Below are 21,150 nucleotides of genomic sequence, written 5' to 3' on the forward strand. Positions count from 1 at the left end.
CGTCTCCACCCAGGTATGTTGTGACACGTGAAAGCTAATACGGGTGTCACGCTACGAACGGTGAGGAGACACGTCAAATGCTAGATGCGTGTTACATCTCATCGGCGGTGGAGGCGGCCGTCGATCTCGCCAATACCTGGAGGCCGGTCAAGGGCGAGGACGCGCTGGAGACTGTGGAACAGCTCCAGGACTTCTTCGCCGACCATCCGCCTGCCGGACCGGGCGAGCCGTCGAGCTCGGCCACGGACCGGGGGCCCGGTCCCTGGCGGCGTCTCACCCGCGCCGACCTGACGGAGGTCCGCGCACTGCGCGAGACGGTGCGCGGCGTGCTCGAACGGTCCCGCACCGACGCGGTCGCAGCCGCGGCCCTGATCAACGACGGTCTGCGCCGCAGTCGCGCCACTCCGGTGCTGCGCCACGATCACGACCGCTGGTGGACCGAGGTCACCGCCGACACCGACCGCTGCGCGGCGCACCTGGCCGCGACCACGCTCAGCGCGCTGGCTTGCGTGATCGCCACGCTCGGTCCGACTCGTCTCGGCGTATGTGCCGGGCCCAAGTGCCGGGCCACCTACGTGGACCTCTCACGCAACGGCTCAAAGCAGTACTGCACCCGAACCTGCGCGCACCGTGCCAGCGTCGCGGCCTACCGCAGTCGGCACAGCAACAGCTGAGCGTCGGAACATGGCCCTCTCAAGGGCGGCTCCGATGACGTTCACCAGCCGCCGAGCCGGTGGAGATCCCGCGCGCTCAACTCCAGCGGCGCGTCCCGGCCGGTGCCCCGACGGGGTTCGCGCCGACGCGGTGCCCCTACCTCAACACGGCTGTGCACCCCCCGAACACCCCACCAGGTATGTCGACGCCTACGGCGACCTGATCGCAGGTTGTCAGATAATGCCGTGAACCAGCACTCATCCGGGTCGCGCGGGTTCAGCTGGATCGTTCGCACCGTGCCGTCCGGCAACGTACGCTCGTACGTCTCCAACTCGATCTCCGCGCGGCCGTCCGCCCCGTACGGGGTCACACCGAGATCCGGGATCGTCATATCAGCTCGACGAGGCAGCGAAGGACACCGTCACGCGCCGCCCTCCGAGCGTCCGAAACTACTGACGGGTTACTTGTCGGTTGGTCGGCTGCTCGTTAACGGCACCCCGAACAGGTACGTCACGCCCGCGACCTACTCGCCCGCCCAGGGAACACCGTCAGCTCGATCGCGAAGCTCCTCGGCGTCTCCAGGAACACCATCTACGACTACCTGCCCGAACTGAAGGGCGGCCGTCTCGCGCTCGCCGAGTCGACCAACACGGCAGAACTGCCCCGACCCGCCAGGCCAGAGGACTGATCAACGCCGTTTGCGGCTGGTGTCACGGTTCTCACCGGCACCCCGAGTTGGGCTCTGGCTCCTCGGTATACCACCAGGATGGCGGCTCCGCGTCGAAGAACGGCCGCCCAAACGGCGAAAGCGACACAGCCAGACGGCTGGCCGAACAGATGCGCACCCATGCGAAGGTCCGGTAGATCAGCGGCGGCAGTAGCTCCTCGGCCGCACCGCAGCCGAGTGCGGTCCGGGGATTTCCACCGGACCTCCGGCACCGTTGCCCTCGGTCGACGACTGGCGAACCGACACCTCGGACACCCGGCACGCACAGCACTTCGAGCGCAGCCCTGCCGCACTCTGCCACTGTCGGCAGACGATGGCGAGCTCAAGCGGTCAGCGCATCACCGCTGTTCAGGAGGTCAGCGTAGACCTCTGCCGGAGTGCGGTACCCGTGGGTCTTGCGCGGGCGATGGTTGAGCTCGTGGGCGGCGGCGTCCAGGTCGGCCTGGCTGTACGTGCGGAGGTCCGCGCTCTTGGGCAGGTACTGCCGAAGCAGTCGGTTGGTGTTCTCGTTGGTGCCGCGCTGCCACGGGCTGCGCGGCTTGCAGAGGTAGATCGGCATCCCGGTCCCGGCGGTGATGGCCTGGTGCTCGGCCATCTCCTGGCCCCGGTCCCAGGTGAGCGTTCGTCGTAGCTGGGGCGGGATGCCGAGGAGACTCCTGGTGAGGTGCGGAGTGACCTGCTCAGCCTTGATGCCGTCCGGCAGCGCGACGATGGCCGTGTAGCGGCTGGTGCGCTCGACGAGCGTGGCGACCGCAGAGGGCCGGGTGCCCATCACGAGGTCGCCCTCCCAGTGGCCCGGGAACGTTCCGGTCCTCGACCTCGTGGGGCGGGCGGTGATGGACACCATGCCGCGGATGATGCCCCGCCCGGTGGGCCGGCGGGCGATCTTCGGATAGCGCATGGGCCTGCCTTGCCGCAGCCGCTGGGTGAGGCTGCCGTCGATCGCCTGACGTCGGCGAGGGTCGTAGAGCGGGAGGTAGATGTATTGTCCACGAGCCTTGTTGACAGTGAGGACGGTACGTAGGGCACCGACGAAGTGTGCTGGCCAGGGCCCACGCGGGCGCGGAGGCACGAGTGGTGGTGGCTCGGGCGTCGTAGTGAGGCCACGACAGTTACATGGAATCTCCAATGATTGGAAGTTCCATGTATTGTTGAGCGCATGGATGACGCACAGCTGAACGAAGAACTGATCGACTGCCTGTTTGCGATCCGCACTAAGGTCCATAGCGAGCTGAAGGAGCTGGCCCGCGAAGCGGGGCTCACCGACACCCAGACCGACGTGCTGTGGAGGCTGAGTCGCGGGGACGAGATGACCGCGCGCCGCCTGTCCGACCTCCTGCAGTGCGATGCCTCAACCGCCACGTCGATGATCGACCGGCTTGAGAAGCGCGGGCTGGTCCGCCGAGTGCCCCACCCCACCGACCGCCGCGCGAAAGTCATCCAGCTCACCCCAGAGGGATGTGCACTGCGCGACCGCGTCATCGAGCACACCACCCGGCACTCGCCCTTCGCCCGCCTCGACCACGAGAGCAGACTGCGCCTACATTCGCTGCTCCGCGAGGTGAACGACGATGCCCGGCCAGCAGGCGAGCCCACTCCCGGCAAGAACAACCACGACAAGGAACAACAGCAATGAGCAGCGCGACCACAGTCGTCACTGGCGGTGCGTCCGGCCTGGGGCTGGTGACCGCACGTCACCTGGTCAAAGCCGGGCAGAGCGTCATCCTCGTCGGCCGGGACGCGGCCCGCACCCAGGCCGCCGCCAACCACTTGCGCACCCTCGCCCCCGCAGGAGATGACGCGCCTGCGCTGCGGACGTACGCGGCCGATCTGGGGCAGTGGTCGCAGGCGCGCGACCTCGCGATGAAACTGGCGGCCGATGCCGTCTCGGTGAACGTGCTCATCAACAACGCGGGCGCGGCCTTTCCCCGTTATGAACAGACCGTTGACGGGGTCGAGCGCACCTACGCGATCAACCACCACGCACCCTTCCTGCTCACCCACGCTCTGCTCGCGGAGGGCGCTCTCGCCTCGGAGGCGCGGGTCATCAACCTGTCCACCTTCGTGGAGAAGCGCGGCAGGCTCGACGCCACGGACCCCGATGTTGCGGGGACGTCGTGGAACAGCCGCTTCTACAACCAGATCAATGTCTACGCGACCAGCAAACTCCTCAGCCTCCTGGCCACCCGCGAGCTCGCCCGACGCCTGCCCGACGGCATGAGCATCTACAACGCCAATCCCGGCATGGTGAAGGGCACCGCGATCAACAGCAACGCCGGCGGTCTGATGCGGCTGACAGCCCCGCTCTTCCGCCCCTTCGCCATCACCCCCGACGAAGGCGTGCAAACCCCCGTCTGGCTCGCCACCACCTCCCCGGCCCCGCAGCCCAGCGGCGGCTTCTTCAGCCGGTCCCAGCCGGACACCCCTTCCCCCCTCGCCCAGGACGACGCCCTCGCGCGCATCGTCTACGACAAGACAGCCGCCCTCCTGGGCCTCGCCCCCACGGCATAAGCGCGTCGGACACCAGAGGCCCCGTTCCGGCGGCAGCCGAACGGTCACCGCACGCCTCGACGCCGATCCGCAGCACCTGACGCTGCCCGACGGGCAGATGGTGAAGTCCGCCGACGCTCCCACCGCCGAACTGCTCGCCGCCCAGCGGGCCAGTAAAGCGCCCTCGGTGACCGTGACTACCGCCCCGGCCCCACCTCACCCGGGTGGGCTGGGGCGTCTGCTACCGAACGCCCACGACCCACGACGTCCATGAGGTCCCTGTGCCCCACTCCAGCGCGCGACTGACTATCCACGGCAGACGGCTCCTGGTTGAACGCGTCCGAGCCGGAAGGCCCGTCGCCCACGTGGCCGACGAGATGGGCATCTCCCGAACAACCGCCCACAAGTGGGTCCGGCGCTGGCGAGCTGAAGGCGACGGAGGGTTGTACGACCGCTCCAGCCGGCCCCTGATGACACCGCACCGCACCTCGGTCGACATCGAGAGCCACATCTGCAAGTTGCGGCGCGAGCGCAAGCTCGGTCCCGCACGCATCGGACCGATCTTGGACATGCCCGCCTCCACGGTCCATCGCGTCCTGACCCGCCACCAGCTGAACCGGCTGAGCTGGATAAACCGGCCTACCGGGCAAGTCATTCGGCGCTACGAGCGAGAGCGTCCTGGCGAACTGGTCCACGTCGACATCAAGAAGCTCGGCAAATCCCCGACGGCGGCGGACATCGGCTCATGCCCCGCCAGCAGGCCGCCGGCATCCGCTGGCCACAACCGACGCGCGCAAGAACGGCAGTCCCGTGATCGGCTACAGCTTCGTCCACACAGCCGTCGACGATCACTCCCTGCTCGCCTACAGCGAGGTCCTGTCGGACGAGCGCAAGGAGACTGCGGCCTCCTTCTGGGGGCGAGCGAACGCCTTCTTCTCGCAGCACGGCATCACCGTCGAGCGTGTCCTCACCGACAACGGTTCCTGCTACCGATCCCGGCTGTTTGCCCAGACTCTCAGCGCCGCCAGCATCATCCATAAGCGCACGCGCCCCTGTCGCCCGCAGACGAACGGCAAGGTCGAGCGCCTGACCGCACCCTGCTCGACGAGTGGGCGTATGTGCGCCCGTACTCCAGCAACGCCGAACGCACCGAAGCCCTGGCGGACTTCCTCCACACCTACAACTACCACCGATGCCATACCGCACTCGATGGTCAGCCGCCTATCAGTCGCGTCAACAACCCTGCGGGTCAAGACAGGTAGATCGCTTCATGCGAGATCTGCATGGAGACGTCACCAGGAAACTGCCGTCGCAGCCATCCTGCGATCTGCTCGGGTGACCAGCACAGAGCCAGCTTGGTTTCCACCAGGGCGCGCAGAGGGGCCGTTGGGTGAGCTTGACCTGCTTGGGTCGGCGCCCGCGCGTGTAGGCGTCCGCATCGGCCGAGGCGGCTAGGTAGCGGTCCCGGCCGCCGTTGCGGGCGACCTCGCGGGAGACGGTCGAAGGGGATCTGCCCAGCCGCTTGGCCAGCTGCCGGGCCGATTCCCCGGCGGCGATACCGCGGGATATCTTCTCGTGCTCGCTGCCGCTCAGACCGCTTGTGCGGGGTGAGGCGGACGCCGCCGCTCTGGTACAGGAAACGGCGGGCGTGCTGCATCGGTGCCCCGAGTGCCCGCCCGATCAAGCTGAACGACTGCCCCTCGCGCGAGCGTCTTCAGATCTGGTCCTGTTGAGCCGCTGAAAAACCGTAGTCACGCACCTGTGCCTCCACGATCACATGATCATCCGCGGGTGGTGCGTTGATCACTTGAGGGTCGCCATCCTTTGCCGACAGGCAGCCGCGTGCGGCGGAATCGGCGGGGCGTCCGCCGGACTGCCGGGCACCTCGCGCCGTGCTCAGGCCGTGTCGGCGGGCAGGGCGGAGTAGGGGTGGACCTCGATCCGCATGGGCGGCTCGGCGAGGAGGCCGATGATCTCGTCGCGCAGTTCATCGGCGAGAGGGCTGTTCTCGTAGGCGTCACCCTTGGCTGGCCCTCCAGCTCACAGACCAGATCTCCCACAACCCAGCAGGCCCGGTGACGACCCGCACCTTCGAGGCCGTCGGCCGACAGGTGTATGCGCTGGGCGTTCCCGCGAGCAGCTGGTTCACCGCGACCTCCGCCCTGATGCACTACATCCTCGGTGCCGCCGGCCAGAACGCCGCGAACCTCGCCCTCGCACGCAGCCTTGGCCCGGAAGCCGACCGCGACGCCTACATGGACGCCGTGGCGGCGATATGGAAGCAGCTCAGCCCGCAGGAGTTCCCCTTCACCCGGGCGGTCGCGGACCACGGGCTCGATCACGACGACCGCGCGCAATTCCTTGTCGGCATCGACCTCATCATCGCGGGCATCGAGGCCGGGCACGCACGCTGATCAGCTGTGCGGGCCTTGGTCTCGGAGTCTCGGAAGGCATACGGGGTACGGCCGGGGAAGCCGTGCCTGTTCGGGCAGGTGTGCCAGGTCTGCTTGAAGCCGGGCTCGTCCTCGACCCCCGTCTCCCACGCACTCTCGTCGAACCACTGGGCATCGGTCGGGCAATTGACGCCGTGGTTGCCGAAGCCGACCCACTGGGAGAACCGGGTGAACGACTCCACCGTGCTCGTCGCCGCCGTCACCCGTCGGCGCCAGACCCTTCCAGTTCCTGATCCTGGGCATCAGATCGAAGCCCAGCAGGTGGGCCAGGGTGAAGACAGGCAGCGGCTTTAGGTGGACAGTTCAAGTTGATCTTGACGGCTTCGACCCCTATGACAGCCAGGAAGACGTGCGCAAGGTCGATGTCCAGCTCCGCGAAGCCGATGGCCGGTTGCGAGTCCTTCCCCGAGTGCAGCCCCTGTTCGCCATACCCCCTCGGCCGCGACGGCCTCCGGCCGTGCGCCTTGCCCCCGGTCAATGGGTTCGATGGCAGCTCAACTACCGTTTCAGCAGTGCGGCAGGGGTGCGGGACTGGTCGTACTGGCTGGACACTTTCAACATCGCCTATGGTCCAATGAGCGACGACGTGTTCTTGTCGACGCCCACTGTGTTCATCGACGAGCGAGGGCCGCTCAGGTAGTCCAACTGCGGTGTGATCAAGCACTGGACTCGTCGCCCTCCGCTTCGGCGTGGGTGGGTTGCCGAGGCCAGCCAGGAGTTTGTCGATGCGTTCGCTGGTGCAGCGGTGTTGTTCGACCTCGCGGCCCAGCCGCGTTCGGCCGCGTCGCGGGCGAGGGTGAGTTCAACCTCGCGTCGTGCTCGCAGTCGTGGTGCGTATTCGAGTGTGGTGACGAACTTCGCGCACGTCAGGTAGAGGTCGCACTCACAGGGGCCTTCGGCGGGCAGCCGGAGGCAGCGGCCGAGTTCGAGCCCGGTCTTGAAGAAGTTGGTCCTGAGCCAGTCGACCGAGGTATCTGGGAGTGTGCCGCCTCGCGGAGCCCTGGCGCCGCGTCCGAGAGCTGATGGCGGGAACCGGGTTGAGGTCACAGCAATCGGTCGACCAGCCCGTCGATGTAGTCCGGGGTGAGCGGGACCATGCCGAACAAGACGCGGATATACATCGGGGCCAGGATGTGGTCCAGCACGTCGAACGCGTCGGGTGCGGGCTCGCCGCGGTCGCGGGCGCGATCGAGCATGGACTGCAGTTGCCGGGTGCGTTCGGCGCGGAGGTCGGCACCAGCCTGCAGGCCCTGCTGACCGCTGCTCGACAGGGCGAAGGCCAGGTGCAGCACCGCCGGGCCGTCGGGTCCGGTGATCTCGCGGGCCACTTGGGCCGCGTAAGTGCGCAGGTCGCCGGCGAGGCTCCCGGTGTCGGGCATCGGCGACTGCGCGTTGAGGCGGGTGAGCGCCACGTCGGTGAGCAGGGTTTCCAGGTTGCCCCACCGGCGGTAGATGCTGCTGTCGGCTACGCCTGCGCGGGCTGCGACCTCGCCGACGGTGAAGTTGCCGTAGCCGCGCTCACTGATCAGGTCGGTGACGGCCTGGTGCACCTGCGCGCTGACGCGGGCGCTCCGTCCGCCGGGCCGCCGGGCTCGCTGCCGCTCGTTCATGCCCCCACCTTAACGCAGCCGATTCTTGCGTTTGCGTGGCGATCCTCTTTATAGTCACCTAACGCAGTCGCTGACTGCTTTAGGGCGCTCAGGTGTATCGCAACGCGCGTCGACCGCGACCGGGCGCAACTGACGATGGAGGGGGATCCCATGGCTGCATCGCATGCGACCGTAGGCAGTCGATCAAACCGGGCCGTGCTGCTCACGGTGACCTGCCTAGGCCAATTCATGGTCCTGCTCGACAACACGATCGTTGGAGCGGCGCTGCCCGATATGCAGCACCGGCTGCACACTCAGCTGACCGGTCTGCAGTGGATCGTCGACGCGTACGTACTGCTGGTCGCCATGCTGCTGCTGTCCGGCGGTGTCTTCGCCGACCGGTTCGGCCGCAAGCGGGTGTACCTGACCGGCGTGGCGGTGTTCACCGCCGCGTCGCTGCTGTGCAGCCTCGCGCCCTCGGTCGGCTGGCTGGTCACCGGCCGGGTGCTGCAGGGCATCGGGGCCGCGGCGCTGAGCCCTGCCTCGCTCGCCCTGCTCGCCGCCGCCTATCCCGTGCCCCAAGAACGAATCAAGGCGATCGGGCTGTGGGCCGGATTCAGCGGACTCGGTCTGGCCGCAGGCCCCGTGGCCGGCGGCGTGCTGACCGAAGCCTTCGGCTGGCCCGCCATCTTCCTGGTCAATCTGCCCATCGGCGTGGTCCTTCTGCTGGTCGGTCTGCGCAGCCTTGACGAGACCCGCAATCCGGGCGCCCCCGCGATCGACATCCCGGGCACGGTGCTGTCCGTTCTGGCGGTGGGGGTGCTGACCTACGGGCTGATCGAAGGCGGTGCCCGCGGCTGGACATCGCCGGTGATCCTGGGCAGCTTCGCCGCCGCGGTGATTCTCCTCGCCGCCTTCGTCGCCGTCGAAGCGCGTCGTTCCGCTCCGATGCTGCCGCTGCGGCTGTTCCGGCAGCGCCTGTTCACCGTGTCCAACACCGCCATGGTCGTGGTGGGGTTCGCGCTCATGGGTTCGTCGTTCTTCTTCTCCCAGTTCTTCGTGTACGTCCAGGGCAGCTCAATCCTGCGCGCCGGCCTGCAGACCCTGCCGGTATCCCTTGCCATGGTGATCGTCAGCCCGTACGCGGGCCGGCTCGCCGCCCGGTACGGCTTCCGAATCGTGGTCACCACCGGTCTGGCCCTGGCCGGCCTGGGACTGCTGGCGCTCGGGATGGTGCACGCCGACACCGGCTACGGGAACGTGTGGTGGCGGCTTGGAGTCGTCGGCATCGGCTTCGCCCTGACCATGTCCCCACTGACGGGAGCCGCCATCCAAGCAGTCAGCCCGCAGGAAGGCGGCCTCGCATCGGGCATCAGCAGCACCACCCGGCAGATCGGCGCGGTGCTCGGCGTGGCGGTACTCGGAGCCATCGTCCGCACCCGGCAATCCGGCGGCGCCTCCTTCGAGGCCGGCCTCGACAGCGCCTTCCTCGCTGCCGGCACCATCACTTTGGCCACCGCCGTGTTCACCGGCCTATGGCTGGCGAGGTCCAAGCCCGCGGAAGGCTCCGCGGCGCCGCAACGTTCCACCGGTCCAGATGCGGTCACCACCTCGAACGCGACATCCGTGAACAGCCGGTGACAACAACAACCGCCTTGGCGACGAGAGGTGGCTGCGCGCCGAGGGCGTCGGCAAGGAGATCGCATTGGTCGCATCGGAGCCACCGACGAGCTGGACCGAGCAGGATCGCGAGCACCACTACCTCCAACAGGTCGTGCGGAGCGGGGGGACACGCATGCGCCCGCACTCCCTCCTGTTCCTGCTCCTGGGCGTGGGGATCACGGAACACGGAGCCACCCGGGAGGACCTGAAGCAGGGGGTTCGGAACGCCGAAAACCCGGAAGGCGACCTGGATGCCTCTGCTGGGAGGACCCTGCAGGACTCGACGAGGACGAACGGGCCCGGCAGCCGGAGCAGATCGAGGACGCCGAGCGCTACGCGGCGCGCTATGGCCGGCCGCCGCCACGCACCCACGGCGATGTCCTGGAACTTCTCGTGGCCGCGGGCGTCATCTACGAGGGGACCGACGGTTCCGGTGAGCAGCGCTTCTACCCCAAGGTCCCCGCGCCCCCGCCCGGAGACGTGTTCCCCCTCGATGAGGAGGAAGCCGCCATCCAGCGGCAGCTGAGGATAGACAGCGCCTACGAAGGGGACTCCTACCGCATCATCGAGGTCTTCGAACCGGACGGGCAGCGCCGCGAGGAAGCGGTGACGAGCCTGGACCGGATCGCCCGACTCATCAAGGGTGGCCCCCACGACGCCCTCGAGGCGATCCGCCTGCCGGCGGAGGTGGGCGACTTCACCACCAGGTGCGATCTCACCGATCTCCCGTCGCGCAAGATCTTCCGCATCCAATGCGACCCAGCGGGCATCGGACAGATCACTAGGATGCGGACGACGTTCGGCCATGACCTGGACGTACCGCCGGTTGGGGCGCGTGCGTCCAGGCGTGGAAAGCAAACAACGGAAGCAGCACAACAGGACGGGCGTCTTGGGATGAGACAGGCGCAAGCTGCATTCCGTCTCACCTGTCACCCCGTACGGCACAGCCACCCTTCAGATTGGTCACCCTCGACGGCAGCACGGTGAACCTCGCCCACGAAGCCCTCATCGCCGCCTGGCCCCGGCTCCGGGAATGGATCGACGACGCCCGCGAACGTCTGCGCCTCCATCGCCAACTCACCGAAGTCGCCCATACCTGCTCCCTGGCAGACCAACCCTCGGGCCCAGCGTGCCGATCATGAGGCGCGAAGAACAGCAGTCACACTGCCGCCCTGGACCTGATTCACAACGCCGGCGAGGACAGCCTGCTGCAGTTCGTCCGGCTCCAGCGCCTCTACCTCCTACTGCACCGGATGCTGAGGGTCGAAGCAGTAGGGGATGTACCGCTCCATGACAGCCGCGAGGTCGCGAACTACCACCGTCGTCCACGGGCCGACGATCAGCAAGAACACGGTCCTCCCGCCCGACCGTGGCTGACACGCTCTGACTGACACGAAGCCGATACGTCGCAGATGGCGCCGGTGGCTCGAGGCCATCGGGCGCGACGCAGATGCGGAAGGTTGTGCTGAGGCCGGGACCGCGGCTCGATTGACACGTACGCTGAAAATCGGTCGTGCTCGACAGGTTGGGGGAGGGGTGAACAGCATGCCGGGTATTCGTCAGGTGCGGGCCGTGGCACAGATGGTGGGCCGACGCACCGCGCTGCGATACTTAGCCGTCGGCATGGGAGCCTCGATTCTTGCCGCGTGTGGCAAGAATCGAGACAACAGCAAGGACTCCGGTTCCACGCCCGGGACGAGTACCGGTCCTGTCGGTCAGGCGGTCAGCGCTTTCGTCAGGGGTAAGTGGCGGGTCGAGGTCAACCCTTCGAGGGACGAGTCGATCGACCTCGTCGTCATGGTCACGGCGAGCAGCTGGACCATCGAACCGTACAACCGGGGCGCATGGGAGGATGGCGCCTCGTGGAGCGGCCAATGGGCACTCGTGGGGAGCAAGTTGACTCTCCAGGGCCCTACGTCACCCTATGACCCCGACCTGGTGAGGCGGGTGGCCGCATTCGGCGTTCCTGGCAAGATCGGCGACACTGGGTCGTTGCGGCTCGAGTGGCAGGTCTTGGATGGCGGCTCTTCAGACACCCACGATGAGCTGAGGGTCAAGTACGCCCAGGGCACGTTGCACATCGTGCATATCGCTGACGTCGCTGATGGTGGGTCCCGCACAGAGTTCAGCTGTACGCGGGTGTAGAGATTTGACGGGGTGTGCGGCTGCACGCCCTCGGAGACCAGCGGGTACATCACCTGGCGCAGCGTGACGCCGCCCTCGTAGCTCTCCACGATCTCCCGTGCCCGGTCCACCACGGCCGGCCACCGTACCCGCTCAGGCACCATGCGGTACATGTACCCGTCGTCGCCGCCTGGCCCCCGGATCCGAGTCATCCACAGGCCGGAAGGGGATCGAAGCGGAGGCTCCTGTTCTTGCCCGTCGTGACGAGTGCGGCGAATGTGCACCGTGCCGGCGTCCAGGTCCACCTGGAAGGGCGGATCTTCTGCTGACCTGACCGCGAGAGGGCAGGCTCCTGCCACCGCAGCCGCCGAAGGCCGCAAAGCAAGCACCGTCAGCCTGCACACCGACCTAGCCATGGCCCGCGAGGAGATCAAGACACTCCGCGCCGAACGCGATCAGTTCCGGACCGCCATGCGGCAGCAGCTCGGACACCAGCTTGACCAGATCACAGATCCGCATGAGATCTAGATAACGAGATGGCTCGCGATTGAGGTCGTGGCGGGATTGGTTAGTACGAGTTGAGATGCCCATGTGCCTGTTCAGAGCAGGCGGACTGAGATACTCCGGCTATGGATGCTGGGGTGACGGGGACCGGGGCGCAATCGGACGTGGCAGTGCCTGCACGGGCCACGTCGGCGCATGCCGCGGGTTGGGTGCTGCGTTCTGCGGCGGTAGCGGACATCGAGGTGATCGCGGAGTTGCGGGCCACGGTCATGCGTGCGGATTTGGAACGCCTTGGGCGCTACGACGAGCACCGGGTGCGGCAACGGCTGCGGGATTCCTTCTCCACGCAGCACACGTCGATCATCATGATCGACCGCGAACTCGTAGGATGTGTCACTGTCCGGCCCACCGAAGGCAGGCAGTGGCTGGAGCACTTCTACCTTGCTCAGCACTGTCAGGGCCGAGGGCTCGGATCCGCTGTCTTGCGCACCGTGCTGGAGCGGACGGACGCGAAGGGCGTGACCGTGGGTTTGAACGTCTTGCGGGGCAGTGCTGCCCGTCGACTCTACGAGCGCCACGGATTCGTCGTGGAAGCCCAGGACCCGATCGACGTCTTCATGGTGCGCCCGCCGGGGGCGAGCACCGCTGCGAATGCCTGACCTGCGACAGCACGAGGGCCTCGACTCCGTCCGCGAGGCCGTCCGCTACGGGCCGTGACGTGACAGCGGCCGCACGGGTTCGTCCAGTGTGACCAAGAAGTGGGCCCGTGCGGTCTTGTCCATCCTGCCGCTGCGCACCCTGACGGATGTGTTCGCCTACGCGGAAGCCGAGGCGATCACACGGCGGATCGACGGAGCAGAGACCCAGGTCCGCAGGCCCAAGGCCAAGGTGGGAGCCGAGGTCGACGAGGGCTACCGGGGCCTGGCCAACGAGTTCCCCGACCAGGTCAGCGCCCCGCCGATGAAGCCGAAGGACGACGCGCCGCTCGGCGAGCAGTACGTATGGCGGGAGATGCGCCGCCGACAGTCCTCGGACCGGATCTGCGTCGAGCACACGAATGCCGAACTGAGGCAGTGGCGCCCGCTCCAGCGCTACACCGGCCGGCGAGGACTACGCCGAAACCCATTTGGCGGTCGCCTCACTGATCTCGGACCGCTCTGCCCCTGCCAGGACCCGTCGCCACCGCACCGCTGCTCGGTATCTGCTGGGTGGCGCAGTGGATGTTGCCGCCGCCGAGGAGGAGTTCGCGGGTGGGGAGGCCGACGACCGTGTGGTGCGGGTGGATCCTGGCGAGGCGGGCGAGGGCTTCGTCGTCGTGTTCGGGGTCGAGCAGGGGGACGAAGAGGTGGTCCTCCGTGGCGTAGAAGTTGGTGTAGGAGGCGGCGAGCCGGGGGCGTGGCGCGGTGCCGGTGGCCGGGACTTGGTGACGGTCGATGCCTCGAAGCTCGGCCTCGGTGGCGTGCAGCGGGCCGGGCAGCGGCAGTTTCTCCACCTGGAGGGTACGGCCTCTGGCGTCCTGGACGTTTCTGAGCTCTTCCAGGGCGCGTGCGCTGCGCTCGTACTGGGGGTCGCTCGTGTCGTCAGTCCAGGTCAGACAGACCACCCCGGGGGCGGCGAAGCACGCCATGTTGTCCACGTGGCCGCGCGTCCCATCGTAGGCGAGGCCCCACTCGATCCACACGGTGCGGGTCACTCCGAGGTAGGCCTCCATGAGGTGATGCATGGCGGTGCGTGAGGGGGCGTCGTTGCGGGCGGGGTCGAGCAGGGTCTCGGCCGTGACGAGGGCGGTTCCCTCTCCGTCGACGTGGAAGGAGCCGCCCTCCAGCACGAGCGGGGCGGGGTAGCGGTCGGTGGCGGTGAGGTCGAGCACCCTTCGGGCGTACTGGTCGTCGGTGGCCCAGTACGGGTAGCGGTTGCCGTAGCCGTTGAAGGCGAAGTCCACGCCGCGACGCCGCCCAGTGCCGTCGACCACGAAGGTGGGGGCGATGTCCCGGGCCCAGCCCAGCCAACTGGTCATCTCCACCACGCGGACGCGGGAGTCGAGGCGGGAGCGGGCGTGTGCGTACTGGTCGCCGGTGACCGTGACGGTGACTTCCTCCCCGGTGTCCGCGACGGCGTTGGCGAGGGCCGCGAGGGCGCGCTGCGCGGGGCGGGCTCCTTCGCGCCAGAGGTAACCGTTCTGCGGCCACGCCATCCAGCATCCGTCGTGCGGCTCCCATTCCGCCGGCATGCGGAAGCCGTCCGCGGCGGGCGTGCTGTCCACGGTCCTCATCGCGCACCCCCTCGGTGGCGTTCGAGGACGGAGGCGACCGACGGCGGCGCAGGCTCGGCCTCCCGCGTCCGCGAAGGCACGTGGGCGGTGATACGGGTGCGCGCGTTCCTGCGGTGGCGCACCATCCACACGACGAGCGGGATGAGGACGGCGAATTCCAGCGGTGGCGTGAGCGAGGCGGCCGTGGACACCGGCAGCGTCAGCACGAGCAGAACACGCGCCACGGCCTCTGCCATGAGTCCGGCACCGCATACCAGCGTCTCCGTGCGGTGCGCACGGAGCAGGATCGGGTCGTGCAACGGTTGACCGTGCAGCCTGCCGGCCAGATAGACGGTGGCGGGCGTGGCGGTGAGGCAGCTTGTGAGGAACACGAATCCGGCGAGGGCGCTGATCAGTGGGTCACGCAGGAGCAGCGGCTGGGGTTCGGAGGTCACGGTGGCGAAGGCGGCCGAAAATCCGTACATCAGGAGCATGGCAAGGGCCAGGCCGTCGGCACGCCGGTCGTGCAGGACGGTGGCGGCGAGATAGAGGGCCGCCACTGCGGTCGCGGTCAGGAGCGCGGGGAGTGTGGCCAGGCCCGCGAGGAGGCAGCCGTAGTACGCAAGGGGTGAGACGCCCAGGTCGAGGGCCAATCGGGCCAGGCGGCCGAGGCGGCGCGGGCGCGCGGGTGCCGACGGCCGGGCCGGCCGCGGTACTGAAGGCGAAGAGGTCGGCTCCGACGGGTCCATGGTTTCTCCTGATCCTGGTCACCGGGACGGCGGGCTGAGCGTCAGCTTTTTTAGCATCTCCGTGCTAAAAAAATGGTAGCACGGTCGTGCTATAAAAGTCGGATGCCGAAGATAGTGGATCCTGAGCAGCGCCGCCGCGACGTCGTGGACGCCGTCTTCCGGGTCGTGGCCCGCGGCGGCATCCAGCAGGCCACACTCCGGAACGTCGCCGCCGAGGCCGGCCTCGCCGTCGGGTCCGTACGGCACTACTTCGCCAGCCACCGTGAGCTCCTGATGGCCGCGGCCCGCGAGATGGTGCGCCGGGTGGACGTCCGAGTGGCGGCCCAGCGGGAGCGGCGGCACCCCGGGGACGACCCGTACCTGGTGGCGCAGGAGGTGGCGGGTCAGTTCCTGCCGCTCGACGCGGCGCGCGCCGACGAGACCGCGGTCTGGCTGGACTTCGTCGCGGCTGCCCGCACCGACCCCGCCCTGGGCGAGATCGCCGCCGAACTTCACGACGGGCTGCGGGCCGTCGCCGGGCGTCTGCTGCACCGTCTGGGCGTGGACGATCCGGTGGCGGCGGAGCATCTCGCCGCAGTACTCGATGGACTCACCCTCGGCGCGACGCTCCACCCCGACCGCCTGACTCCGGACACCATTCAGGCCGTCCTGTACCGGCACCTGACCCAACTGCTCGGCGCGGCAAACGAATCCGAGCATCCCGACATCTAGGTGCACGCGCGGCAGGCTCCGGGGCCTTCCACGCAGCCCAAGCGCGACGGCGCTCAGGAAGGCCGCACGCCGGGGCCTCGGTGGTGTGGTCCAGCTCGCTCAACCACGCTTCCAGGCGCTGCCGGAGGTTCTCGATGGCGGCCGCGACGTCCGCACTGACACTCAAACCTCGACCCCGGCCGATCGCGGGCAGCCGCCCTGCTCCAGGTGTGCCGCAAGGCCGTGCACACCGACGCCGCCGGGCAGGCCCTGCACCGGCTCCTGGAGGCAGGAGGCCTCAAGGGCCGCATCGAGCTCATGTTCCAGGTGTGTTGTCCTGAGTTCCCCCGTCTCCGTGTTTCTGCAGCCGCAGGAACGCGTCGGCATAGGGGGAGTCGGCGGCGAGGGTGTAGGTGACGATGGTCAGGCCGGGGTCGGCGGGGATTTCCAGAGCGTCGTAGTCGAGGTCGAGGTCGCCGACGGCAGAGTGGTGGAAGAGCTGCCTGCCGCTGCGGTAGTACTCGACGTCGTGTGCGACCCAGCGCCGAGCGAACTCGTCGCTGTGAGCGGTGAGTTCATCAACGAGGTCGGCGAGGCCGGCGTTGCCGGGGGTGCGGCCGGCTTCGGTGCGCAGGCTGCCGACGGCATCGTGGGCGATGCCGTCCCAGTCGCGGTAGAAGTGCCGGGCGCGGGGGTCGAGGAAGACGAAGCGTGCCAGGTTGGGCGGCCGCTCGCTGGTGTCGAGAGCGTCCGCGTACAGCGCGCGGGCGAGCTGGTTGGTGGCGAGGACGTCGAGGTGGGCGTTGCGGACGAAGGCGGCGGCGCCGGTCATGGCGTCGAGGATCTGCTGGAGGCTGTCGCGCACGTGTGAGGTGCCGCCGTCGCGGTCGGCGGTGTGATGCGGGGTGCCGGCCGCGCGGACGAGTGCGGCCAGGTGGGCGCGTTCGACGTCGTCGAGCTGGAGGGCTCGGGCGATGCTGTCGAGGATCTCCTCGGAGACGCCGCCGACGTTGCCGCGTTCCAGACGGGTGTAGTACTCGACGCTGATCGACGCGAGCTGGGCGACCTCCGCGCGGCGCAGGCCGCTGACCTGGCGTCGTCCGCCGAAGTCGGGCAGGCCGGCCTGCTGGGGTGTGATGCGGGCTCGGCGGCTGGTGAGGAAGCGGCGGATGTCTTCTCGGACGGTGTCGGCTGGCACGCGTTCAGCGTAGGCCAGGCCGGGGTCGGGAGGGGTACCGGCAGGACCCCTCCGGGCAAGGCCTCCCAGGTCAGAGGCGGTGAGTGGTTCCGTGGACGTGTGGCCGGGCCTTCTGGACCGGCGCCTCCCCGTTTCTTCGGAAGGGCCCCCTACCGTCATGCCTCTCACCGCTTCGCCACCCCGGTCGCCGAAGGCGGGCGTGCCCGAGACGAACCGGCAGGCCACCGCGACGCTGGCCGCTGCCGTCCTCGGCTTCTTCGTGATCACCTTGGACGCGACGATCGTGAACGTCACGCTGCCCTCGATCCGTGACGCGCTGGGCGGCCAGATCACCGGCCTGCAGTGGGTCGTCGACGCCTACACGCTGATGTTCGCGGCGCTGCTGCTGTCGGCAGGATCTCTCTCGGACCGGATCGGGGCGCGCCGCGCGTTCGCCGGGGGTCTGAGCCTGTTCGTCATCGCCTCGGTGGCCTGCGGTCTGGCTCCGACGCTGCCGATGCTCATCGCCGCGCGCGTCGTGCAGGGCATCGGTGCGGCCGTCACCATGCCGACGTCGATGGCACTGGTGCGTCAAGCGTTCCCCGACCCGGGCCGCCGGGCACGCGCGGTCGGCGTATGGGCGATGGGCGGCGCCGCAGCCGCTGCCGCGGGCCCGGTGCTCGGGGGTGTGCTGAGCCTGGTCAACTGGCGGATGATCTTCTGGATCAATGTGCCGGTCGGCGTCCTGACCCTGCTCCTGCTGTCCCGCACCCGGCCGTCGCCGACCCGCCCGGCCCCGTTCGACTGGACCGGTCAGATCACCGCCATCCTCGCGATGGGCGGCCTGACGTTCGGGGCGATCGAGGCCGGGGACGCCGGATTCAGCGCACCCCAGGTCCTGGCCGCGCTCGCGCTCGCTATGGTGGCGCTGGCCGCGTTCGTCGCGGCGCAGGCCAAAGTGGCCCACCCGATGGTGCCGCTCACCCTGTTCAGGTCACCGACCGTGGTCGTCGCCACAGGCATCGGCTTCGCGTTCATGGTCGGCTTCTACGGGCTGCCGTTCCTCTTCTCCCTGTACTTCCAGCAGCAGCACGGCCTGTCCGCCCTGGGCGCCGGGATCGCGTTCCTTCCCATGATGCTGCTCAGTGCACTGCTGACGCCGTTCTCCGCGCGAATCGCCGAGCGCACCGGCCCACGCGTCCCAGTGATCGCGGGCCTGGTCCTGATCGCGGCCGGCTCGATCGCCCTGGCGCTGGTACCGGCCTCGGCGCCGGTGTGGGCGAGCGCCCTGCTGCTGATCCCCGTGGGCATGGCCGGCCCGCTGGTGATGCCCACGACCACCGCCCTGCTGCTGGACCACGTACCTACCGAGCAGACTGGGACCGCCGGCGGCGTCTTCAACGCCAGCCGCCAGATCGGCGGCGCGCTCGCCGTCGCCGTCTTCGGCGCCCTGATCACAAGCAGGTCCGGATTCCAGCACGGGCTGCGTATCAGCCTCGCTCTGGCCGCTGCCATCGCGCTCCTGGCGGCCTTGATCACCAGAAGGCTGGGCGCCGCCCGAGGCCGCGAGCTGTGACGGGGGGGACGCCGCCGCCGACCAACCGGCCGACGCGACGGCCACGCGCCTGGGGCATGCTCAGTCCTGCGGCTCGACGATGCTCTTCAGCACGCTCGTCGCTCCCATGCCGTTGGGCCAGCCGGAGTAGAACGCCAAGTGCAGCAGGGCCTCCTGCAGCTCCTCGTCGGTGACACCGTTCTGGCGGGCGAAGCCGAGGTGGAACTGCAGCTGGTCCATCTTCCCGAGCGCGGTCAGCGCGGCAACGGTGACAAGGCTGCGGTCACGCTTGGACAGGCCCGCACGCTCCCAGACCTCGTCGAAGAGGACCCGGTCGGTGTAATGGACCATCCCCGGGGCGAAGTCGCCGAAGGCATTCTTCCCGCCGCTCCAGCCGGTGCTCGCGTTCTCAGCCATGAACTTTCCTTCTCTGTGCCGACGTGCGTCGATCTCTGTGCCGACGTGCGTCGATCGATCTCCAAAGGTGCAATGCCAATGACATCGCCGCACGTGTCGAGCGAGGGAGTCCCCGGTGAGGGACGTACTGGTAGGGCATCCCTCAATGGCGCTTCGCGCCGTAGCGTGGAACGCATGGACGCCAGGAACGAAGCACGGGAGTTCCTCATGTCCCGTCGAGCGAATCTCACTCCCGAGCAGGCCGGCCTGCCGGTCTCCGGACACCGGAGAGTGGCGGGCCTGCGCCGCGGCGAGGTGGCGATGCTCGCGGACGTGAGCCCGGAGTACTACGCCAAGATCGAGCGCGGCCACCTGACCGGTGTCTCCGACGCCGTCCTGGAGTCGCTCGCCCGGGCGCTGCAGCTGGACGACGCCGAGCGCGAGCACCTCTTCGACCTCGCCCGGGCGGCCAATGGCGCGGCCCGGCCCGTGCGCAGGCGCAGGCCGAAGACGTGGGTGCCCAGGGACAGCCTGACCCGTGCGCTGGACGCCATCGCCTTCGGGCCCGCGTTCGTGCGCAACGGACGGATGGACGTCCTCGCCACCAACGCCCTCGGGCGCGCCTTCTACGACGAGGTGTTCGACGGCCCCGGGCAGGGAAACCTGGCGCGCCACTGCTTCCTCGACGAACGGGCCCAGGCGTTCTACCCCCACTGGGAGGCGGCCGCGGACATCACCGTGTCGATCCTGCGCACCGAAGCCGGCAGGGAGCCCCGGGACAAGCAGCTGCACGACCTGATCGGCGAGCTGTCCACGTGCAGCGACGCATTCCGCACCCGGTGGGGAGCACACAATGTGCGCCGCCACGGCTCGGGCACCAAGGAGTTCCATCACCACGAGGTCGGTGACCTCACGTTGACCTACGAGGGGATGGAGCTGACCGCCGAGCCCGGCCTTTCCTTCCTCATCTACACCGCGGAGCCCGGATCGCCCAGCCAGGAGCGCCTGCAGCTGCTCGCGAGCCTTGCCGCGACGTCCACCGCGGGAACGCCTCGCGGCGGGCACCCGACCACGATCCAAGAAAGTTGACCATGCACACCAGAACGCTCGGACACGGGCTGGACGTGTCCGCGATCGGGCTCGGCGCGATGGGCATGTCCCAGAGCTACGGCCCCAACCCCGGCAGCCGCGATGACATGATCGCGGTGCTGCGCTCCGCGGTTGACGAGGGCGTGACCTTCTTCGACACCGCCGAGGTCTACGGGCCGTACGTGAACGAGGAGCTGGTCGGCGAGGCGCTGGAGCCGGTCCGCGACCAGGTCGTGATCGCCACCAAGTTCGGATGGGACATCCGAGACGGCCAAAGCGTCGGCCTCGACAGCCGCCCCGCGCAGATCCGCCGCGTCGCGGAGGAGTCCCTGACGCGGCTCCGCACCGATGCGATCGACCTCTTCTACCAGCACCGCGTCGACCCCGACGTGCCGATCGAGGACGTCGCGGGCACGGTCGGTGAGCTGATCGCCGAGGGGAAGGTCAGGCACTTCGGGCTCTCCGAGGCGTCGGCCGCCACCATCCGCGCCGCACACGCCGTCCACCCCGTGACCGCGGTCCAGAGCGAGTACTCGCTCTGGACACGGGACCCCGAGGCCGAGGTGCTGCCCACGCTCGCCGAGCTCGGCATCGGCTTCGTGCCGTTCAGCCCCCTCGGCAAGGGCTTCCTCACCGGCACCGTCGACACGTCCACGACCTTCAGCGACGGGGACATCCGCCACCGGGTCCCGCGCTTCACGGCGGAGAACCTGGCCGCGAACCAGGCGCTCGTCGCCCATGTCCGGCAGCTCGCCGAGGCGAAGGGTGCGACGCCGGGCCAGGTCGCCCTGGCCTGGCTGCTCGCGCAGCAGCCGTGGATCGTGCCGATCCCGGGCACCCGCCGCACGGCACGTATCCAGGAGAACAACGCCGCGACGGCTGTCGCGCTGTCCGCGGACGAGGTGGCCGATCTCGACGGCCTTGCCCAGCGGGTCGGCGTCAGCGGCGATCGCTACAACGCCGAGCACATGGCCTACGTCAATCCCTAGGGACGCTGAGCAGCCTCTCCGGCGGGACGCACTGAATCAGACGGAAAGAAC

19 protein-coding genes and 4 pseudogenes are annotated in these 21,150 nt (G+C 68.7%); 16 read left to right on the forward strand and 7 right to left on the reverse strand.

Annotated features, from left to right (window positions below):
• Positions 1-77 precede the first annotated feature (77 nt).
• The gene (locus tag J8403_RS42880; protein WP_211127951.1) at positions 78-674 is read left to right on the forward strand and encodes a CGNR zinc finger domain-containing protein; all 597 of its coding nucleotides are present in this window, start codon (positions 78-80) and stop codon (positions 672-674) included.
• Positions 675-1,165: 491 nt separating this feature from the next.
• Positions 1,166-1,342: pseudogene (locus J8403_RS42885) on the forward strand (helix-turn-helix domain-containing protein); the annotation flags it as partial.
• A 361-nt stretch (positions 1,343-1,703) separates the two neighbouring features.
• Here the strand turns inward: J8403_RS42885 and J8403_RS42890 are convergent.
• A pseudogene (locus J8403_RS42890) lies at positions 1,704-2,363 on the reverse strand (IS30 family transposase); the annotation flags it as partial.
• Positions 2,364-2,540: 177 nt separating this feature from the next.
• Here J8403_RS42890 and J8403_RS42895 point away from each other — a divergent pair.
• The 3 genes and pseudogenes from J8403_RS42895 (at position 2,541) to J8403_RS42905 (ending at position 5,133) form a co-directional block, all read left to right on the forward strand.
• A complete protein-coding gene (locus J8403_RS42895; RefSeq protein WP_211127952.1) occupies positions 2,541-3,017 on the forward strand; it encodes a MarR family winged helix-turn-helix transcriptional regulator in 477 nt (158 codons plus the stop codon).
• Positions 3,014-3,892 (forward strand): SDR family NAD(P)-dependent oxidoreductase, encoded by an 879-nt coding sequence (locus J8403_RS42900; RefSeq protein ID WP_211127953.1) that lies wholly within the window; start codon positions 3,014-3,016, stop codon positions 3,890-3,892. The genes J8403_RS42895 and J8403_RS42900 overlap by 4 nt, the downstream gene beginning before the upstream one ends.
• A gap of 260 nt (positions 3,893-4,152) precedes the next feature.
• A pseudogene (locus J8403_RS42905) lies at positions 4,153-5,133 on the forward strand (IS481 family transposase).
• On the opposite strand, the pseudogene J8403_RS44175 reads toward J8403_RS42905, so the two are convergent.
• Positions 5,124-5,630: pseudogene (locus J8403_RS44175) on the reverse strand (transposase); the annotation flags it as partial. The pseudogenes J8403_RS42905 and J8403_RS44175 overlap by 10 nt on opposite strands.
• Positions 5,631-5,946: 316 nt before the next feature.
• Between J8403_RS44175 and J8403_RS42915 the strand changes: the two are divergent.
• Entirely contained in the window at positions 5,947-6,285 is a 339-nt protein-coding gene (locus tag J8403_RS42915) for a TetR/AcrR family transcriptional regulator C-terminal domain-containing protein (protein ID WP_246586267.1), read from the forward strand.
• A gap of 310 nt (positions 6,286-6,595) precedes the next feature.
• Positions 6,596-6,964: a hypothetical protein gene (locus tag J8403_RS42920; RefSeq protein WP_211127954.1), complete on the forward strand. Its 369-nt coding sequence runs from the start codon at positions 6,596-6,598 to the stop codon at positions 6,962-6,964.
• A 403-nt stretch (positions 6,965-7,367) separates the two neighbouring features.
• Here J8403_RS42920 and J8403_RS42925 read toward each other — a convergent pair whose 3' ends face one another.
• The gene (locus J8403_RS42925; protein WP_211127955.1) at positions 7,368-7,934 is read right to left on the reverse strand and encodes a TetR/AcrR family transcriptional regulator; all 567 of its coding nucleotides are present in this window, start codon (positions 7,932-7,934) and stop codon (positions 7,368-7,370) included.
• A gap of 150 nt (positions 7,935-8,084) precedes the next feature.
• Between J8403_RS42925 and J8403_RS42930 the strand changes: the two genes are divergently transcribed.
• The 5 genes from J8403_RS42930 to J8403_RS42945 all read left to right on the forward strand — a co-directional run bounded on the left by J8403_RS42930 (position 8,085) and on the right by J8403_RS42945 (position 12,862).
• A complete protein-coding gene (locus tag J8403_RS42930; RefSeq protein ID WP_211128709.1) occupies positions 8,085-9,554 on the forward strand; it encodes an MFS transporter in 1,470 nt (489 codons plus the stop codon).
• A gap of 27 nt (positions 9,555-9,581) precedes the next feature.
• Positions 9,582-10,562 (forward strand): DUF6042 family protein, encoded by a 981-nt coding sequence (locus tag J8403_RS44180; RefSeq protein ID WP_246586268.1) that lies wholly within the window; start codon positions 9,582-9,584, stop codon positions 10,560-10,562.
• Positions 10,559-10,717, forward strand: coding sequence for an nSTAND1 domain-containing NTPase (locus J8403_RS44655; RefSeq protein ID WP_343245356.1), 159 nt, complete (start codon positions 10,559-10,561; stop codon positions 10,715-10,717). Before J8403_RS44180 ends, J8403_RS44655 begins: the two co-directional genes overlap by 4 nt.
• 394 nt (positions 10,718-11,111) lie before the next feature.
• Positions 11,112-11,720, forward strand: a complete 609-nt coding sequence (locus J8403_RS42940) for a hypothetical protein (protein WP_211127957.1) — start codon at positions 11,112-11,114, stop codon at positions 11,718-11,720.
• Between the two features lie 608 nt (positions 11,721-12,328).
• On the forward strand, positions 12,329-12,862 hold the full coding sequence (locus J8403_RS42945; RefSeq protein WP_211127958.1) for a GNAT family N-acetyltransferase: 534 nt from the start codon (positions 12,329-12,331) through the stop codon (positions 12,860-12,862).
• Between the two features lie 479 nt (positions 12,863-13,341).
• On the opposite strand, the gene aguA is transcribed toward J8403_RS42945, so the two are convergent.
• Both aguA and J8403_RS42955 read right to left on the reverse strand, forming a co-directional pair.
• On the reverse strand, positions 13,342-14,475 hold the full coding sequence (gene aguA / locus J8403_RS42950; protein WP_211127959.1) for an agmatine deiminase: 1,134 nt from the start codon (positions 14,473-14,475) through the stop codon (positions 13,342-13,344).
• The gene (locus tag J8403_RS42955; RefSeq protein WP_211127960.1) at positions 14,472-15,203 is read right to left on the reverse strand and encodes a VC0807 family protein; all 732 of its coding nucleotides are present in this window, start codon (positions 15,201-15,203) and stop codon (positions 14,472-14,474) included. Before J8403_RS42955 ends, aguA begins: the two co-directional genes overlap by 4 nt.
• Positions 15,204-15,305: 102 nt before the next feature.
• On the opposite strand from J8403_RS42955, the gene J8403_RS44510 reads away from it, so the two are divergent.
• The gene (locus tag J8403_RS44510) at positions 15,306-15,914 is read left to right on the forward strand and encodes a TetR/AcrR family transcriptional regulator (protein ID WP_211127961.1); all 609 of its coding nucleotides are present in this window, start codon (positions 15,306-15,308) and stop codon (positions 15,912-15,914) included.
• A 295-nt stretch (positions 15,915-16,209) separates the two neighbouring features.
• Here the strand turns inward: J8403_RS44510 and J8403_RS42965 are convergent, their stop codons facing one another.
• Positions 16,210-17,091: a helix-turn-helix transcriptional regulator gene (locus J8403_RS42965; RefSeq protein ID WP_211127962.1), complete on the reverse strand. Its 882-nt coding sequence runs from the start codon at positions 17,089-17,091 to the stop codon at positions 16,210-16,212.
• Positions 17,092-17,248: 157 nt separating this feature from the next.
• On the opposite strand from J8403_RS42965, the gene J8403_RS42970 reads away from it, so the two are divergent.
• A complete protein-coding gene (locus J8403_RS42970) occupies positions 17,249-18,646 on the forward strand; it encodes an MFS transporter (protein WP_211127963.1) in 1,398 nt (465 codons plus the stop codon).
• A 60-nt stretch (positions 18,647-18,706) separates the two neighbouring features.
• On the opposite strand, the gene J8403_RS42975 is transcribed toward J8403_RS42970, so the two are convergent.
• Positions 18,707-19,042: a carboxymuconolactone decarboxylase family protein gene (locus tag J8403_RS42975; protein WP_211127964.1), complete on the reverse strand. Its 336-nt coding sequence runs from the start codon at positions 19,040-19,042 to the stop codon at positions 18,707-18,709.
• Between the two features lie 174 nt (positions 19,043-19,216).
• Here J8403_RS42975 and J8403_RS42980 point away from each other — a divergent pair, with 174 nt between their 5' ends.
• Together J8403_RS42980 and J8403_RS42985 are read left to right on the forward strand one after the other, a co-directional pair.
• A complete protein-coding gene (locus tag J8403_RS42980; protein WP_211127965.1) occupies positions 19,217-20,110 on the forward strand; it encodes a helix-turn-helix transcriptional regulator in 894 nt (297 codons plus the stop codon).
• A gap of 2 nt (positions 20,111-20,112) precedes the next feature.
• The gene (locus J8403_RS42985; RefSeq protein WP_211127966.1) at positions 20,113-21,099 is read left to right on the forward strand and encodes an aldo/keto reductase; all 987 of its coding nucleotides are present in this window, start codon (positions 20,113-20,115) and stop codon (positions 21,097-21,099) included.
• The last annotated feature ends 51 nt before the right edge of the window (positions 21,100-21,150 follow it).

Source organism: Streptomyces yatensis (assembly GCF_018069625.1).
Lineage (GTDB): Bacteria > Actinomycetota > Actinomycetes > Streptomycetales > Streptomycetaceae > Streptomyces > Streptomyces yatensis.

Coding starts and splice junctions, on each gene's coding strand:
- J8403_RS42880 (WP_211127951.1), top strand. CDS start 78: ATGCTAGATGCGTGTTACATCTCATCGGCGGTGGAGGCGGCCGTCGAT.
- J8403_RS42895 (WP_211127952.1), top strand. CDS start 2,541: ATGGATGACGCACAGCTGAACGAAGAACTGATCGACTGCCTGTTTGCG.
- J8403_RS42900 (WP_211127953.1), top strand. CDS start 3,014: ATGAGCAGCGCGACCACAGTCGTCACTGGCGGTGCGTCCGGCCTGGGG.
- J8403_RS42925 (WP_211127955.1), bottom strand. CDS start 7,934: ATGAACGAGCGGCAGCGAGCCCGGCGGCCCGGCGGACGGAGCGCCCGC.
- J8403_RS42930 (WP_211128709.1), top strand. CDS start 8,085: ATGGCTGCATCGCATGCGACCGTAGGCAGTCGATCAAACCGGGCCGTG.
- J8403_RS42945 (WP_211127958.1), top strand. CDS start 12,329: ATGGATGCTGGGGTGACGGGGACCGGGGCGCAATCGGACGTGGCAGTG.
- aguA (WP_211127959.1), bottom strand. CDS start 14,475: ATGAGGACCGTGGACAGCACGCCCGCCGCGGACGGCTTCCGCATGCCG.
- J8403_RS42955 (WP_211127960.1), bottom strand. CDS start 15,203: ATGGACCCGTCGGAGCCGACCTCTTCGCCTTCAGTACCGCGGCCGGCC.
- J8403_RS44510 (WP_211127961.1), top strand. CDS start 15,306: ATGCCGAAGATAGTGGATCCTGAGCAGCGCCGCCGCGACGTCGTGGAC.
- J8403_RS42970 (WP_211127963.1), top strand. CDS start 17,249: ATGCCTCTCACCGCTTCGCCACCCCGGTCGCCGAAGGCGGGCGTGCCC.
- J8403_RS42975 (WP_211127964.1), bottom strand. CDS start 19,042: ATGGCTGAGAACGCGAGCACCGGCTGGAGCGGCGGGAAGAATGCCTTC.
- J8403_RS42980 (WP_211127965.1), top strand. CDS start 19,217: ATGGACGCCAGGAACGAAGCACGGGAGTTCCTCATGTCCCGTCGAGCG.
- J8403_RS42985 (WP_211127966.1), top strand. CDS start 20,113: ATGCACACCAGAACGCTCGGACACGGGCTGGACGTGTCCGCGATCGGG.